Here is a 15736-nt window from a genome sequence, read left to right on the forward strand (position 1 = left end):
GTGCCGCCGCTGCCGCCCGGCATGCCGGGTGGCGGGTCGTCCGGCGGCGGCAAGGCGGGCAGCGGCGCGGACGGCGGCGGCGCCGGCACGTCGTTCGCGCCGGCGCGCATCCTGTACACGGGCGGCACGCTGCGCGGCCTGCTCGACGCGGCATGCGCGCGCTTCGGCGTCTTCTGGAAATACGAGCAGGGGACGATCCGCTTCTTCTTCACCGATACCCGCACGTTCCAGGTCAATGCGATTCCCGGCGACTCGTCGCTGAACGCGTCGGTGGTGAGCGGCGCGACGAGCGACGGCACGTCGGGCGGCTCGCAGTCCGGCGGCTCGGGCGGTGGCGTAAGCGGCTCGGGCTCCGGCACGACGGGCCTCACCGCAAACAATTCGGCGAACACCGCGGTGAATTCTCAGTTGTCCGTGTTCAACGGGCTGCAGAGCGCGATCCAGTCGATGCTGTCGCGCTACGGCAGCTCGGTCGCGTCGCCCGCGACCGGCTCGATCTCGGTGACCGACACGCCCGACGTGATCGAGCGCGTCGCAGCGTTTATGACGCAGCAGAACCGCTCGCTGTCGCGGCAGGTGATGCTCAACGTGACGGTGCTCAGCGTGTCGCTGAAGGCGGGCGACGCATACGGGATCGACTGGAGCCTCGTCTACAAGACGGTGTCGGCGCAATTCGGGATCTCCAACCCGTTCACGCCGGCCGCGGTGACGCCCGGCGATCTGTCCGCGACGGTGCTCAGCCCGACGAGCCGCTTCAACGGCACCAAGCTGCTGATTCACGCGTTGTCGCAGCAGGGGACGGTGCGGCGCAAGACGTCGGCGTCGGTCACGACGCTCAACAACCAGCCGGTGCCCGTGCAGGTCGCGACGCAGACGGGCTATCTCGCGTCGGTGTCGACGACGAACACCGCGAACGTCGGCTCGTCGACCGCGCTCACGCCGGGCACCGTAACGACGGGCTTCAACATGACGCTGTTGCCGCACGTGCTCGACGATGGCACCGTGATGCTGCAGTTCTCGACGAACATCTCGTCGCTGCTCCAGCTGAAGGAAGTGTCGAGCAGCACGGGCAGCGGCGCGACGCGGATCCAGACGCCCGACGTCGACATGCGCAACTTCCTGCAACGGGTCGCGATGAAGTCGGGCGAGACGCTCGTCATCAGCGGCTACGAAGGCACGAACGATTCGCTCGACGAGCGCGGCATCGGCACGCCGAAGATGATCGCGCTCGGCGGCGGCTACGAGGCGCAACGCTCGCGCGAGGTGATCGTGATCCTGATCACGCCCGTCACGCAGCGCGGCGGCGCCTGACGGAGCCGGCAATGAGCGCGCAGGTGATTCAAATCGGCCGCCAGCGCTTCGTCGGCGGCTTGTTCTGGCAATCGCTGTCGAGGCGCAACGAGCTGCGCGCCGAAGCAGTCGAGCTCGCGAAGAAGCTGAAGTTCGACCTGATGGTGCTGCGGATCGATCGCGGCGGCGCGGCGGCGGGCTATGCGAACACGCGCGACGGCTTCGCGCCCGGGCATCTGTCGCTCGGCGCGATGGTGTCGCGCGCGATCGCGCTCGAGGGCGCGTTCTACAACGGACGCCGGCAGCCCGCGCCGAACTGGCTCGGCGCGTTCGCGCTGCCCGACGGACGCTGGGCGTACTTCGCGGTGCGCGACCACGCGTTCATGCCGAACGGCGACTGGGTCGGTACTCGCGAAGAAGCGTTGGAACGGCTTCATACCGATTACGCGTGGGGCGGCTGGAACGTCGTGATCGGCGAGCTGGAGCTCGAGAAGCAGGGCTTCCAGAATTTTCAGCCGAAGCGGCTCGACGATCTGCTGCCGCGCCGTGGCGGCCGGCCGCGTACCGAGCGCTGGTGGGCGTTGCGGCCCATCGAGCGGCGCTTGTCTCCGCGCGCCGCGCTGGTCGCCGCGGCGGTCGTGTGCGTCGCGGGCGGCGGCGCGTTCGCCTATTGGCATCATCGCGCGAAGGTCGAGGACGAGCAACGCGAGGCGGCGCTCGAACGCGTGCGCGCGGAGCTCGCCGCGCGGCAGGCGAAGAGCGGCCCCGTCGTTCCGCCGTGGGCGGCGCTGCCCGATGCGGTCGGGTTCGCGCGCGCGTGCACGACGCGCTTCGGCCGGCTCGCGCCGGGCGGCTGGCGGCTCGATCGCTACGAATGCACGCCGGACGCTGCGCACTACACGTGGGCGCGCAACGGCTCGAACGTGCGCTACCTGCTCGCCGCGGAGCCCGACGCGATCGTCGACACCGACGGCGAACGCGCGACGCTCGAGGTGCCGCTCGCCGCGCCGACGGCGGGCGACACGCCGCTCGTCGACGATTCGGTTGTCAGGACGCAACTTCTGTCGCGTCTCCAATGGCTCGATGCCGTGGCTAAACTGGACCCGCTGCTTCCCGATCAGGCGGCGCGCGCCCCGCTCGCGAATTTCGCGCAGCAGGCGGCCGCCGCGGTCGGGTGGCGCGCGTACCGGCTGAGCGCGAGCCTCGGCGGCGTCGCGCCGCCCGAGTTCGTGCGCGCGATCGACGTGCCGGGGCTGCGCGTGCAGCGCCTCGCTTACCAGAACAATCAGTGGACTCTCGAAGGAGTGCTCTATGCGAAATAGTCGCGTCCGATGGATGTGCGCACTTGGCCTGGCGGTGCTCGCCGGCGCCGTGCGCGCGGCGGGGCCCGTGTCGTCCGACGACGACGGCGCGACCGCCGCGCGGCTCACGCAGTTGCAAAGCGAGACGGTGCTGCTGCAGGCGCAGCTGAAGAAGCTCGAGACCGAGCAACAGGTAGCCGAGCGATCCGCGCAGCTCGCGCGCGTGCGCGGCGGCGCGCCGGCCGGGCAGTTCGCGGTGACGGCGATCGAAGGCGTCGGCAAGCGCGCGTTCGCGACGCTGCGGATGAACGGGGGCGCCGAATTCGAAGTGCAGCGCGGCGACGCGCTGCCGGACGGTGGACGCGTCGTCGCGATCGAGCCGCGTGCGGTCGTCGTGTCGAATCGCGGGCGCACCACGAGGCTGTCGACGGCGTCGCCGTCGTACGCGGGCAATCCGCCGCTGCCGGCCGACCCGGCCGCGCCGCCGCCGATGCTGCCCGCACTGCCGGCGAGCGGATCATGAGCCACGCCGCGCAACGACCCGACGCGCCGCCCGTACGCGCGGCGCTGCCCGCCAGCGGCGATGCCGCGCCGCCGCGCGGCCCGCGCGCCGTCAGCGAAGCGGGCGACTTCGCCGCGAGCGTCGAGGAACGCAAGTTCGTCTGCCTGCTCGACGACGGGCGTCTCCTGATTGCCGACGGCCACGAGATGAATCCGTTCGTGCTGTCGTATCGCGCGCGGCTTGACCGGATGGGCCGGCCGTACCGGCCGACGCCCGCGACGCTGATGCAGGTGCGCGAGGCGTACCTGCAGAACGCCGCGGGCGGCGGCGAGCGGCTCGATCACACGGTGATGCAGGTGCTCGCGAAGGAGCTGATCGGCCGCGCGTGCCGCGAGCGCGCATCGGACATCCATATCCGCGTGCGCCGCTTCAGCACCGAGGTTTACTTCCGGATCCACAACGAGCTCATGCGCGTGAACGAGCACACGCGCGAGCACGGCGAGCGGCTGCTCGCGACGCTGTACGGCGCGATGACGACCGTGTCGGACAACAGCTACCGGCCGAGCGAACGTCAGGACGCGAGCATCGGCGACCGCGACAAGCTGCCGGACGATCTGTACGGCGTGCGGATCGCGACGACGCCGACCAACGAAGGCAGCCTGATGGTGCTGCGGCTCCTGTACAACGATGCGGGCGACGCGACCGATCTCGCGGCGCTCGGCTTCGCGCCCGAGCACGTCGCGGCGTTCCGTGCGCTGCGCGCACAGCCGCACGGGATGAACATCATCAGCGGCCCGACGGGTTCCGGCAAATCGACGACGCTGCAGCGGATGCTCGCCGCGCAGATCGACGAGTCGCGCGGCAGCCTGCACGTGATCACGGTCGAGGACCCGATCGAATATCCGATCGACGGCGCGGTGCAGACGCCCGTCGCGAACGCGCCGACCGAGGACGCGCGCGCGCTCGCGTTCGCGGCGGCGATCACGAACGCGATGCGGCTCGATCCGGACACGATCATGATCGGCGAGGTCCGCGACCGCGCGTCCGGGCAGACGGCATTGCGCGCGTCGATGACGGGCCACCAGGTGTGGACGACGGTGCACGCGAACAGCGCGCTCGCGATCGCCGACCGCCTGATCGATCTCGGCCTGCACGCGCGGATGGTCACCGATCACACGGTGATCTCCGGGCTCATCAGCCAGCGTCTCGTGAAGCTGCTGTGTCCGCATTGCAAGCTGCGGCTCGTCGATCATCCGGACCGGATCGAGCCGGGCCTGTTCGCGCGGCTGCGGCTTGCGCTCGACAGCCGGATGCACGACGTGTGCATCGCGGGCGACGGCTGCGAGCACTGCCGCACGGTCGGCACGATCGGCCGCACCGTCGTCGCCGAAGTGATCCTGCCCGACGCGCGGCTGTTCGAATACCTGCGCGACGGCGACAAGGTCGGCGCGCTCGAGTACTGGACCGGCACGCGCGGCGGGATGACGGTTGGCGAGCACGCGCTGCGCAAGGTCGCGGCGGGGCTCGTCGATCCGCGCGGCGTCGAGCGCGTCGTCGGCACGCTCGCGCCGGTTGCGGGCGAAGCGCGACAGCAACTGTCGCTCGTCGGATTCAGCTATGGCACTTGAGCTGAATCGCCGCTGGGCGAAGTTCTGCCTGAATGCCGACGAGCGGCTGCGCGTCTATCGGAAGATCGCGAAGATGCTCGGCAACGGGCTGCCGCTCCTCAAGGTGCTGGAGGAACTCGAATGGCGCGCGTCGCGCGAAGGGCGCAAGCCGCGCGAGCCGCTCGCGATCGTGCTGTCCGACTGGCGGCTCGCCGTGCAGAACGGCCGGATGCTGTCGGAGGCGATGGAGGCATGGGTGCCCGCGACCGAGCAGATGATCGTCGCGGCGGGCGAGCAGGCGGGACATATCGAGGACGCGCTCGTGTCGGTCGCCGACATCGTGCAGTCGAGCCGCAAGATCCGCCGCGCGGTCACGGGTGGCGTCGCGTATCCAGTCGGGCTCGTCGTGATGGTGATCGGCTATCTGTACCTGTTCGGCACGCACGTGATCCCGAAGTTCGCGCTGATCGCCGATCCTGCGCACTGGCGCGGCGCCGCGCGCTCGCTGTACCTGATGTCGCTGTTCGTGCAGGGCTGGATGTTCGTCGTCGTCGCGGCGCTCGTTGCGGTGCTCGCCGCGCTCGCGTGGTCGCTGCCGCGCTGGCGCGGGCCGCTGCGCATCTACGCGGATCGCGTGCCGCCTTATTCGATCTACCGGCTCGTCACGGGCAGCAGCTTCCTGATCGCGTTCTCGGCGCTGCAGGCGTCGGGCGTCACGGTCGAGAGGGCGCTGCTCAAAATCGGCACGGTCGCGGAGCCGTGGCTGCGCGAGCGGATCGACGACACGCTGGTCGGCGTGAAGTCGGGCCTCAACGCCGGCGAGGCGCTGCTCAACGCCGGTTATCAGTTTCCGTCGCGCGAGATCGTCGAGGATTTGTGCATCTACGCCGAATACGGCGGGTTCGACGCGGCGCTCAAGATGCTCGCCGACGAATGGCTCGAAGAGGGCGTCGCGCGGATTACCGCGCAGATGCGCGTGCTGAACGGCATCGCGATCGTCGTGCTCGCGATGCTGATCGGCTGGCTCGTGACGGGCTTCTTCGGCATCCAGCAGGAAATCGCCACGATGGCGCGCGCGATGCATTGACGTCGCGCATTTTCACTTCAGGAGAAGACACTATGGAACCACTCGCCAACCCTCCCGCCTATCGACACACACCGGCTTTCTGCCGGAGGCACCGCAAGGAGCGCGGTGCGTCGCTGCTCGAGAGCATCGCGTATCTCGGCGTCGCGGCGATCGTGATCGTCGGCGCGATCGCGCTGCTCGGGTCGGCGTTCTCGAGCGCGAATACGAATCGGCTGACTGAGGATCTGAATGCGATTCAGACGGGCACCAAAAAGCTTTACATGGGGCAGGTGAACAACTACGGCACGGAGTCGATGAACGCGAATTTGAGTGCGGCGAAGGTGTTTCCGGGGACGCTGACGCAGGACGACAAAGGCGGTGTTTCGAATACGTGGGGAGGGACTGTGACCGTGAAGGGTGCGAGCCAGACTTTCACAGTCACTTACACGCAGGTGCCGAGAGAAGTCTGCGTCAACACGTTGACGGCCGGCGGAAACTGGAAATCGGCGAAGATTGGCGAAAATTCCGTCGATTATCCGGTCTCGCCGAGCGCTGCGACGGGCGCTTGCACCGATAGCGCCACCATTGTCTGGACGTCGAACTGACACCACCAGACTCATTCGCCATCGCCCACGTCACTTATGTACGCCCTCGCCGTCGCACTGGCCTTCGCGTCGATCGCCGCTGTCTATGCGACGCTGCAAGGCCCGTCCGCCATTCCCGCGCTGCAGCCGCCGCGCACCGCGCAAGCGCTCGCCGAAAACCTCGCCATCTACCGGCAGGCGACGCTCGACTACGCGCGCGTGCATCCGGGCACGCGCGGCGCGGTGCCGAATATGCGGCTTTCATTTCCGGCGTGGTATCCGGGCGCGAACCCGCTATGGCGCAACTACGTCATGGACGGCACCGTTGTCGCGTATGCGTCGGCGGCGCCGTCCGTCAATATCACGGGCGAAATCACGATGCTCGCCGACGGTTCGCTGTTCGCGGGCGTCGCGTATCGCAATGCGGTCGTGCGCCCTGGCAACGCGAATCCGAACGCGCCGGCGATCGGCGTGCCGCTGCCCGCCGGGTTGAAGATTGCGAACGGCATGCCGGTCTGGATGGGGCAAGCGTACTGATGCATTTCAAGTCTTCCCGCCGCCGCGCGCGCGGCATCGCGCTGATCGAGGTGCTCGGCGCGCTGGCAATCGCTGCAGTGATGCTCGCCGGCATCGCGATGATGATGGATTCGTCGCTGGACGACGTGCGTGCGCAGCAGGTCGCGCAATACCAGGCGCAGGTGACTGCCGCCGCCACGCGGGCGTTGCAGCGCGATTACGATACCTGGCTGCAGCGCGCGAACAAGCAGACGCCCATCGTGATGAAGCTCGCCGATCTGCAGGTGACGAATGATCTGCCTGCAGCGCTTCGGCCAACGAATGCATACGGCCAGAACACGTGCGTACTCGTCAAGCGGAGCGCGCTCGGCACCGGGCTCGACGCGCTGGTCGTGACGACCGGCGGCGAGACGATCGGCGACAAGGAACTCGGGCTCGTCGCCGCGAGTGCGGGGCCGGGTGGCGGCTCGATCAGCAGGGCGTTTCCGAATGAGGCGCGCGGCGCATTCGACGCGTGGCGGATGCCGCTCGGCACGTTTCTCGGCGGCAGCTCGCCAACCTGCGGTCCGAACGGCGCCACGCCGCCGAATGTGGGACACCTCGCGAACGAGATCTTCTTCAACGGCCCGGGCCAGCACATCAACAGCGATTACCTGTACCGCGTTGGCGTCGGCGGCCACCCGGAGGCGAACGCGATGCAGGTGCCGATCTGGCTCACGCACACGTTCACGGACGGCGACCCCGACGCGGCGAACTGCGGAACGGCCGGCAACTTCACGAACGGCAAGCTTGGCGCGGACGCACTCGGCAATCTGCTGAGTTGCAAGAGTGGCGTGTGGCGCGGCGCGGGCGGTCACTGGAAGGATCCTGTCAAAGAGACCAATGATCTGCCCACCGATGCATCGAACGAGAAAGGCGACGTGCGCCTCACGCTCGACAAATTCCGCGCCTATGCGTGGACGGGCGCCGCCTGGCAGGCGCTCGCGGTCGATCAGAACGACAACCTGATCGTGCCTGGCGTCGTCTCCGCGAACCAGTACGAGATCACCGGGCGTGTCGTCGTCAACACGCCGTGCGCGCCCGACAAAAATCGTCCAACTGCCGGCCTCATATCGATGGGCAAGGACGGACAAGTGCTGTCATGCCAGGACGGCAAGTGGCTGCCGCAGTCAGGGATCAAGATCGGTGGCACCGACACGGCATGCGCGATCCTGATGGAGACGCCTGGCGCGAGTGATTTTTCGTGCGGGTTCACCTACCGTGGCGGGTATCCGAATCCGCCGCTCATCACGTACGAACGGGACGGCACGTACACGTACACGATCGACCGGCCGGTGAATCTCGACAACAACGGGCTGATCGCGGTGAGCGCATACATGCACATGAGCTATGCGACCTGCGACCTGAAGGGGCGGGAAGGGCAGATGCGTCTGGTCGTCGAAGTCATCGACCGTCAGGGCGACAAGGTGATCGCGCACAACGAGGCGCAGTCGCCGAAATTGCGCGAAGACGCCGCGACGATCAACGTCACGCTGAACGTGGCCGCCGAGCCGCGCAGCGGATACACGGTCAGGCTTTCGAGCAAATGGGCGACGTACGACGGCTACGCGAAGACGCCGTGGACGTCCTCCTATTGCGGCGGCGGCCAGACCTTCCTCCAGACGCCGCTCGCAACCGGCTGGACCATCAATTCGTTCTATTGAACGGACCTTCGCCGCGCGCGGCCGCCGCCGCGCCCGGATGCGGTTAACTGCACGGGTCTCCCATTCGCGGCGCGCGCCTGTCCGACCGACGGCCGCGCGTCCTCACCGGACGGACCATGAAGGCCAAGATTTCCATTTTGCTGTCCCTGACGTGCTCGCTTGCGAGCCTTTCCGTCGATGCCGCGCCGATCCGCTGGCGCAGCACCGAAATCCAATACGCGGCGGAAGGCAAGGACGTGAAGGACGTGCTGCGCGACCTCTCCGCGAGCCAGAACATCGCGGCGAACGTCGCGCCCGGCGTGAGCGGCGCCGTCAGCGGCAAGATGAAGATGTCGCCGCAGCGCTTCCTCGACACGCTTTCCGCATCGTTCGGCTTCGTCTGGTACTACGACGGCACCGTGCTGTACGTGACGCCCGCGAGCGACATGAAGAGCACGCTCGTCAAGCTCGATCACGCGAACACGGGCGACCTGCGCGACCTGCTCGAGCAGATGAAGGTCGCCGATCCGCGCTATCCGGTCACCTACAACGCGCAGCAACGCACCGCGCTCGTCGCGGGGCCGCCGCGCTACGTCGAGCTCGTGACGAGCGTCGCCGCGCGGCTCGACGAGAATTCCGCGCGCACGGGCGGCACGACGATCCGCGTGTTCTCGCTGAAGCACGCGTGGGCCGCCGACCGCGACGTCAACGTCGACGGCACGACGGTGACGATGCCGGGCGTCGCGTCGCTGCTGAACCGGATGTATCACCCGGGTGACGGCAAGCGCGCGTCGCAGACGACGGTCGGCAAGCCGATCAGCCGCGCCATGCCGATGACGGATCTCGGCGGCGGGCGCGGCGGCGTGCCGCAATTGCCGCCGCTGCCGCCGTACATGCAGGGCGCGCAGTCGGGCGATGGCGCGGGCATGCCGGCCGGCGGCCTCGGCGGTCAGGGCGGCGATCCGCGTCCGAGCGGCATGGTCGCCGCCGCGATCGCAAATCCGGGCGCGGCGCGCGTGTCGGGCGCCGGCTGGCCCGACGCGAGCGGCGGCGCGAACGGCGTACCGGTGGGCTCGAGCGATTCGACCGACCTGCCGGTGATCCAGGCCGATCCGCGCACGAACTCGATTCTCGTGCGTGACGTGCCCGAACACATGGCGCAGTATCCGGACCTGATCGCGCTCCTCGACGTGAAGCCACGCTTGATCGAGATCGAGGCGCGCATCATCCAGATCGACGAAGGCGCGCTCAAGCAGCTCGGCGTCGACTGGCGCGCACACAACAGCCATATCGATCTGCAGACGGGCACGGGACTCACGTCGCAGAACTCGTATGCGAACGGTTCGCTGAATCCCACGTTCGGTTCAATCACGCTGCCCGGCAACGATTCGGTTGGCCTGCCGGCGAGCCCGTTCGGCTTGTCGCTGACGGCCGTGCTCGGAGACGCGGGCCGCTATCTGCTCGCGCGGATCAACGCGCTCGAATCGTCGAACCAGGCACGCACCGACGCGAGCCCGAAAGTCACGACGCTCGACAACGTCGAAGCGGTGATGGACAACAAGAAGCAGTTCTTCGTGCGCGTCGCGGGCTACACGTCGGCCGACCTGTACAGCATCTCGACGGGCGTGTCGCTCCGTGTGCTGCCGATGGTCGTCGAGGAGGGCGGGCGCACGCAGATCAAGCTCGACGTGCGGATCGTCGACGGCGAGCTGTCGCAGCAAACAGTCGACAACATTCCGGTGATCGTGTCGAACGAGATCAACACGCAGGCGTTCATCGAGCAGGGGCAGGCGCTGCTGATCGCCGGCTACAAGGTGGATGCGCGCTCGAGCACGCAATCGGGCATACCGGTGCTGTCGAAGCTGCCGCTCGTCGGCGCGCTGTTCCGCGCGACCGACAGACAGGACGGCCATAGTGAGCGGCTCTTTCTCGTGACGCCGCGTGTGATCGAGCCTTGAACGGGCGGCGGCCGGCTGCTCCGTGTCGATCGGCGAGCGTGCGGGCGGGGTATCGACGCGAATCGCGTCCGCCGGTCGACCCTCAGTGGGAACCCGGCGGGCTGTCGGTCTAACGCTGGTTGCACTCGATCGAGCGCTTGCGAGTGAAACACGTGGCGAATGAGACTTGTCGCTGTAGAACGCCACCGGCTTGCCGTAGCGCTCCAGATATGCCCGCGTCGCCTCGAAGTAGCCGAAGGTCGATTCGGTCTGCGTGAAGTGCAGCATCATCAGCCGGCTCGTCGCGTCGTCGACGTACGCGTCGTCAACTCCAGCCGTTCGACCGCACGCCAAGATGCGACATTACAACTTTGCTCTTACACCTAATTTGGTGATAATACATATTATGTAAAATAATGGATTGCTCAGCGCTCGAGCTTTGGAGCGTCGGAGTGGCCCCAACTACCCAGGACCGCACGACGTGCCAGCTCCATTTAGAAAATTACCGGCACCGTCTGGCGTGTGACGAGCATGCGCTCGATGCTCGCGATCGGCGCTACCATCTTCGGCGCGATGCCGAGCGAGTGATCGCCGGCAATGAATGCGCGGGCGGCCGTCAGGCTGAGCTGCCAGCCCGGCGGTCGCGGACGGGCGCCGTCCTGCGCCTTCAGTTCCGCGAGCTGGTCGGCATACAGGACTTCAGCCGGCGGCCGCTGCAATGCATGCGGTTGAGATGGAGCCATGTCTGCTTCTTCTCTTGTATTCGCGGTCGGGCTCGAATGCCTTCGGATCGCGAATTATATCGCCCCGCAGGAGCTCGGCGACGCCGTGTTCAGGTCGAGAAAATGGCGTGTCGGGAAACGTTTGATTTTATTGAATATTGTTTTTTGGAAGGGGCCGAGCGCCAAACCTTGTCGCGTTTCGGACGAGGCTCGAAATCAGGTGACAGCCATACGTGGCGCAGTGGCCGTGCCGGGCGATCGGCACGCCGTTGTCCGTCATCCACGGATCGCCTGCCTCGATGACATTCGGTGAGACACCGGGATGCTGCGGGCAGGAGACAACGTCACCCTTTCTCGCAACGAAACGGCCATCAAAACGCATCTTCATGAGCCTGTTTCGACCTCTTTCCAGTGATCGACATCGTCCCCGACACGGATCAGACTCCCCATATCAACCTGCTATTTCTCGAGAAGAGTTTTCAAATAATCAACTCGCTGCCTGGTGATCGTGACGAGACAGTCTTTCGTAATCAGGCCGGGACCAGCACCTTGAGATTGTGAAGCCTCGGCTGCAATATAACCATTGCACTGCCTTTCCCTGTAATTAAGCCAAGCCTTCTGCGATTGCTCAAGCTCATTCTTGTACTGCGTGGACGAATATATCTTCTGATAAATCGCATTGAGATCTCTTTTTGATTTAGCCAGGTCGCGCTCGGCACAGGATAAATCGCCATACACATTCCCGCCGCCGATGCACGCCTCAGCAAATGAACTCAGAGACAACAATAACAACATCAAAGGGATGATTCTTTTCATGGCACCCTCCAAGTATTAGTGACCATCTGAATATGGAAGCTTTATGGCCCTTCAACATTCAACCAACACGATAACGAACAGATAAGAGGTGCCGCGCGAGTCAACCTCCTTTCGAGTTCCTTGGAACATCACGCATTGCCGACCATCATCCATTGTATATTTAGAGTCGCTGACACAACCTGGACATGAGGCTGCACACGCCATATCCTCGCGGTATGGCGAGATGCAAAATTAGCAAAGAATTGTGGGTAGCGCTGGAACCGCTGATCCCGGTTTTTACACCGTCGCCCAAAGGCGGTCGACGTCGAACGGTCGATGACCGCGCAGCCTTGAACGGCATCTTGTATGTCCTGCAAACCGGTATCCCATGGGAAAACTTGCCGCAGAAGCTTGGTTTCGGCAGTGGCGTGACATGCTGGCGACGTTTACGAGACTGGCAAGCCGCGGGCGTTTAGGAGCGATTGCATCTGGCGATGCTTCGTCGATTACGTGAACACGACCAGATTGATTGGAGGTGCGCAAGCCTCGATGGCGCCAGTGTCTCCAGTCCCCCGGGGCCAGGAAACCGGCCCCAACCCGACGGACCGGGGAAAGCTTGGTTTGAAACGGCACATCGTCGTAGACGCACGCGGCATCCCTCTGGCTGTTACGGTCACGGGCGCCAACCGACACGATTCGATGGCATTCGAGCCCACGCTTGATGCCATCCCGGCGGTGCCGGGCTTGAGCGACCAGCCCCGCAAACGTCCGGGCAAGTTGCATGCAGACAAGGGCCAAGACTTCGCCTGCTGCCGGCGTTATCTGAAGCAGCGTGGCATCAAGGCCCGTATCGCCCGCCGCTACGTGGAAAGCAGTGAGCGGCTCGGGCGACATCGATGGGTCGTCGAGCGCATGCATGCATGGTTTGCGGGTTTCGGAAAACTTCGTATTTGATTCGAGCGCCGACTCTATATTCAAGTCGCACTTCTCTTCCTGGCCACCGCCGTCATCTGCTCGCGCTTCGTGGATGACTTGCGTTAGCGACTCGTAATTGCCGCTCACGACGCGCCAGACCGCCTCCGGCATTTTTGAATTTCCTTTCCATCAAAAGTTCCAGCTTAAGTTGACAGGATTGGGTATAGTTACGCATCCGCCCCACGTAACGAGATCGCAACATTCCAAATGGGCTCCATCGCTCGCCGCCGGCCGGAAAACAACGGACGAACCTGTTTTTTCGTCTTCCAGAATAACTAAATTCTTCCGATTATCGAGGGACTATGGATTTGCTGGCGGCCATGCGAATATTCGTGCGGGTTGTCGAGCGTGGCAATTTATCGAGGGCCGCGAAAGATCTCGGCCTGGGCCAACCTACCGTTAGCGATCGCGTCGATCGACTCGAACGGTTTCTCGGCGTCAAATTGCTGCTCCGGAACACGCGTGCGGTGTCGTGCACCGATGAAGGCATTCTGTTCTATCAGCGAAGCAAGATCGTGCTCGACGCGGCCGACGAGGCGCGGGCCGTCGTCACGCTCGGCAACAAGATCGTGCGTGGACGCATTCGCATTGCCGCGCCACATGGGTTGGGCGAAGTCGTGCTGCCGGAAATCCTCACGGTAATCCGCGAACATAATCCGCAACTCTATATCGATCTCGTCCTGAATGACGAAATCACCGACCCCGTCACCGAGGGCGTCGATATTTCATTGCGGCTCGGCCAGATCGGCGATGGCAATTTCGTCGCGCGTCGATTGGGTTACGTACGACGCGTATTGGTCGCGTCGCCGCTTTATATTGAAAAGCACGGGCTGCCGGAGGAACCGACCGACATCGTCGGGCACCCATTCATTCGCGTCACGGGGCTCTTCAACGACGGCCAGCTTCGCCTGATGAGCCCGTCGAAATCGGTGCGGCCGACGCCGATCAACGTGGTCATCAGCACCAGCCACTGGCGGCCGGTCTACGAGCTACTGCTGAACGGCGCGGGTATCGGCGTCCTTCAGGAACACGTCTGCATCGACGCCCTGGAATCCGGCCGGCTCGTCAGGCTGCTGCCGGATTACACGGTACCGGGATTCGACCTGCATGCGCTGCTGCCGGTCACGCGGCCCGTTCCTTCGAAGACACAGGTCGTAGTGAAGATCATCGAGGAGTATCTGCCAAAGGCGATGGCGCGGGCTGCGGACGGCGCGCTCGACATGTAGCGCGCCGCCGCGCCGGATCGATCGGCGGCACATCGCGCGCGGCTGGCAGGCGACGGCACCGACCGCGAATCCGCCGGGCGGATGCCGCAGCAAGGACGGTCAGAAAAGCTGACGACATCAAACGGTGCGAGAGCCGATCAAGCCGATGCCGGATGCGCGCCCGAGACGGTGACGATCGACAAAACAAATCCTCATCCGTACATCAACGTCCGCATATTTCACCTTTTCCGCGCGCGGAAACGGGAGCGGGTCGGGTGGCCGCAAGCAGCGCGGCGCCGATGGCCATGATGGCCACCATCAACAGCAGGCACGCGCGGAAGCTCCCGGTCGACGTCCGCAGCCAGCCGATTGCCGCAGGACTGAAAAAGCCGCCCAACACGCCGATCGTATTGATCAGCGCGATACCGCCCGCGGCGGCGGGTCCTTTCAGATAGGCGGATGGAATGGTCCAGAATACCGTGTAGGCCATCCACATTGCGGTCGTCGCCACCGTGATGCAAATCAGCGAAACATCGAGCCTGTCGCTCGACACGGCCGTAGCGGCGAGCGAAATCGCGCTAACCAGCGCCGGAATCGCGCTGTGCCAGCGCCGCTCGTTGCGGCGATCGGAACTACGGCCGGCGACGATCATGCCGACGGTCGCGGCAACGAACGGAATCGACGAATAGAGGCCGATCTTCATCGGATCGGTGACGCCGCTGGCCTCCAGCAGGCCGGGCAGCCAGAAATTGATCAGGTAGATGCCGCAAATGACGCAGAAATAGGCGGCGCTCATCAAATAGACGTAGCGGTCCTTCACGACTTCCGCGAAACCGTGCCGCTCCGCATGTTGAGGCTTCGCGGCCATGTCGACGAGTTCCTGCCGTTCCTCGGGTGACAGCCACGATGCCGTCTCGGGGCGATCGGCAAGCAGCACGCGGGCCATGATGCCGAGCGCGACGCACGGCAGCCCTTCGATCAGGTACATCCACTGCCAGCCGGACAGGCCGCCCAAGCCTGCGAAGGTCGTCATGATCCACATCGACAGCGGGCCGCCGAGCACGCCCGCGAGGGGGCCGCCGATCATCACCGCGGCGATGGCTTTCGCACGGCGGGATTCGGGATACCAGCAGGTCAGATAGAAGAGGATGCCCGGCGTGAATCCGGCCTCGAAGACGCCCAGGAGAAAGCGCAGCACATAGAACGTCGTCGCATCGCGCGTCGCGACCATGGCTGTGGACGTCAGGCCCCACAGCACCAGGATCCTGCTGATGGCCTTGCGCGCGCCGGTTTTCGGCAGCAGCAGGTTGGACGGCACCTCGAAGAGCGCGTATCCGATGAAGAATATGCCGGCGGCCAGGCCGTACTGCGCATCGGTCAAGCCGATGTCGGACTGCATTTGCTGCCGCGCGAAACCAACATTGAGCCGGTCAAGGCATGCAAACAAATAACAGATGAGCAGAAAGGAAAGCAGGCGGCGGTCGAGCCGGCGATACAGCGCCGACGTGCGATCGCCATTCTGGATCGAGACGACAGTGGACATGCCAGTCCATA

Annotated in this window: 13 protein-coding genes and 3 pseudogenes; 11 read left to right on the forward strand and 5 right to left on the reverse strand. The window is 65.3% G+C overall.

Annotated elements, in window-relative coordinates; translation table 11 throughout:
* The 9 genes from OEJ37_RS00005 to sctC form a co-directional block, all read left to right on the forward strand.
* Positions 1–1311 (forward strand): PilN family type IVB pilus formation outer membrane protein (locus OEJ37_RS00005; protein ID WP_263342743.1); only part of this gene is annotated, 1311 nt, incomplete at its 5' end.
* Positions 1312–1322: 11 nt separating this feature from the next.
* Entirely contained in the window at positions 1323–2612 is a 1290-nt protein-coding gene (gene pilO2 / locus OEJ37_RS00010) for a type 4b pilus protein PilO2 (protein ID WP_263342744.1), read from the forward strand.
* A 13-nt stretch (positions 2613–2625) separates the two neighbouring features.
* Positions 2626–3114, forward strand: coding sequence for a type IV pilus biogenesis protein PilP (gene pilP, locus OEJ37_RS00015; RefSeq protein ID WP_174417221.1), 489 nt, complete (start codon positions 2626–2628; stop codon positions 3112–3114).
* Positions 3111–4721: a GspE/PulE family protein gene (locus tag OEJ37_RS00020; RefSeq protein WP_174416980.1), complete on the forward strand. Its 1611-nt coding sequence runs from the start codon at positions 3111–3113 to the stop codon at positions 4719–4721. The genes pilP and OEJ37_RS00020 overlap by 4 nt, the downstream gene beginning before the upstream one ends.
* Positions 4711–5787 (forward strand): type II secretion system F family protein, encoded by a 1077-nt coding sequence (locus OEJ37_RS00025; RefSeq protein ID WP_263342749.1) that lies wholly within the window; start codon positions 4711–4713, stop codon positions 5785–5787. Before OEJ37_RS00020 ends, OEJ37_RS00025 begins: the two co-directional genes overlap by 11 nt.
* A gap of 32 nt (positions 5788–5819) precedes the next feature.
* Positions 5820–6371, forward strand: a complete 552-nt coding sequence (locus OEJ37_RS00030) for a type 4 pilus major pilin (RefSeq protein ID WP_263342750.1) — start codon at positions 5820–5822, stop codon at positions 6369–6371.
* 36 nt (positions 6372–6407) lie between these two features.
* Positions 6408–6887 (forward strand): type IV pilus biogenesis protein PilM, encoded by a 480-nt coding sequence (pilM, locus tag OEJ37_RS00035; RefSeq protein WP_263342751.1) that lies wholly within the window; start codon positions 6408–6410, stop codon positions 6885–6887.
* Positions 6887–8569 carry a type II secretion system protein gene (locus OEJ37_RS00040; protein ID WP_263342752.1) on the forward strand — a complete coding sequence of 561 codons (1683 nt, stop codon included), beginning with the start codon at positions 6887–6889 and terminating at the stop codon, positions 8567–8569. The genes pilM and OEJ37_RS00040 overlap by 1 nt, the downstream gene beginning before the upstream one ends.
* 116 nt (positions 8570–8685) lie before the next feature.
* Entirely contained in the window at positions 8686–10506 is a 1821-nt protein-coding gene (sctC, locus tag OEJ37_RS00045) for a type III secretion system outer membrane ring subunit SctC (protein WP_175947122.1), read from the forward strand.
* 144 nt (positions 10507–10650) lie between these two features.
* Here sctC and OEJ37_RS00050 read toward each other — a convergent pair.
* From OEJ37_RS00050 to OEJ37_RS00065, 4 genes and pseudogenes are all read right to left on the reverse strand, one after another.
* Positions 10651–10803 (reverse strand): annotated as a pseudogene (locus OEJ37_RS00050) (ISNCY family transposase); the annotation flags it as partial.
* A gap of 176 nt (positions 10804–10979) precedes the next feature.
* A complete protein-coding gene (locus OEJ37_RS00055) occupies positions 10980–11228 on the reverse strand; it encodes a hypothetical protein (protein ID WP_263342753.1) in 249 nt (82 codons plus the stop codon).
* A gap of 127 nt (positions 11229–11355) precedes the next feature.
* Positions 11356–11657 (reverse strand): annotated as a pseudogene (locus OEJ37_RS00060) (PAAR domain-containing protein).
* Positions 11658–11666: 9 nt separating this feature from the next.
* Entirely contained in the window at positions 11667–12023 is a 357-nt protein-coding gene (locus OEJ37_RS00065; RefSeq protein WP_263342754.1) for a lysozyme inhibitor LprI family protein, read from the reverse strand.
* A 215-nt stretch (positions 12024–12238) separates the two neighbouring features.
* On the opposite strand from OEJ37_RS00065, the pseudogene OEJ37_RS00070 reads away from it, so the two are divergent.
* Together OEJ37_RS00070 and OEJ37_RS00075 are read left to right on the forward strand one after the other, a co-directional pair.
* A pseudogene (locus tag OEJ37_RS00070) lies at positions 12239–13043 on the forward strand (IS5 family transposase).
* A gap of 236 nt (positions 13044–13279) precedes the next feature.
* The gene (locus OEJ37_RS00075; RefSeq protein ID WP_175945783.1) at positions 13280–14203 is read left to right on the forward strand and encodes a LysR family transcriptional regulator; all 924 of its coding nucleotides are present in this window, start codon (positions 13280–13282) and stop codon (positions 14201–14203) included.
* A gap of 202 nt (positions 14204–14405) precedes the next feature.
* On the opposite strand, the gene OEJ37_RS00080 is transcribed toward OEJ37_RS00075, so the two are convergent.
* Complete coding sequence (locus OEJ37_RS00080; protein ID WP_263342756.1) at positions 14406–15725, reverse strand: MFS transporter; 1320 nt, start codon at positions 15723–15725, stop codon at positions 14406–14408.
* Between the last annotated feature and the right edge of the window lie 11 nt (positions 15726–15736).

It is taken from the genome of Burkholderia sp. BKH01 (assembly GCF_025685725.1).
Lineage (GTDB): Bacteria > Pseudomonadota > Gammaproteobacteria > Burkholderiales > Burkholderiaceae > Burkholderia > Burkholderia pyrrocinia_C.

Bases quoted from the DNA above. Each gene is read 5' to 3' on its own strand.
- pilM (WP_263342751.1), top strand. From the start codon at position 6,408: ATGTACGCCCTCGCCGTCGCACTGGCCTTCGCGTCGATCGCCGCTGTC.
- OEJ37_RS00075 (WP_175945783.1), top strand. From the start codon at position 13,280: ATGGATTTGCTGGCGGCCATGCGAATATTCGTGCGGGTTGTCGAGCGT.
- OEJ37_RS00025 (WP_263342749.1), top strand. From the start codon at position 4,711: ATGGCACTTGAGCTGAATCGCCGCTGGGCGAAGTTCTGCCTGAATGCC.
- OEJ37_RS00040 (WP_263342752.1), top strand. From the start codon at position 6,887: ATGCATTTCAAGTCTTCCCGCCGCCGCGCGCGCGGCATCGCGCTGATC.
- sctC (WP_175947122.1), top strand. From the start codon at position 8,686: ATGAAGGCCAAGATTTCCATTTTGCTGTCCCTGACGTGCTCGCTTGCG.
- pilO2 (WP_263342744.1), top strand. From the start codon at position 1,323: ATGAGCGCGCAGGTGATTCAAATCGGCCGCCAGCGCTTCGTCGGCGGC.
- pilP (WP_174417221.1), top strand. From the start codon at position 2,626: ATGTGCGCACTTGGCCTGGCGGTGCTCGCCGGCGCCGTGCGCGCGGCG.
- OEJ37_RS00080 (WP_263342756.1), bottom strand. From the start codon at position 15,725: ATGTCCACTGTCGTCTCGATCCAGAATGGCGATCGCACGTCGGCGCTG.
- OEJ37_RS00055 (WP_263342753.1), bottom strand. From the start codon at position 11,228: ATGGCTCCATCTCAACCGCATGCATTGCAGCGGCCGCCGGCTGAAGTC.
- OEJ37_RS00020 (WP_174416980.1), top strand. From the start codon at position 3,111: ATGAGCCACGCCGCGCAACGACCCGACGCGCCGCCCGTACGCGCGGCG.
- OEJ37_RS00065 (WP_263342754.1), bottom strand. From the start codon at position 12,023: ATGAAAAGAATCATCCCTTTGATGTTGTTATTGTTGTCTCTGAGTTCA.
- OEJ37_RS00030 (WP_263342750.1), top strand. From the start codon at position 5,820: ATGGAACCACTCGCCAACCCTCCCGCCTATCGACACACACCGGCTTTC.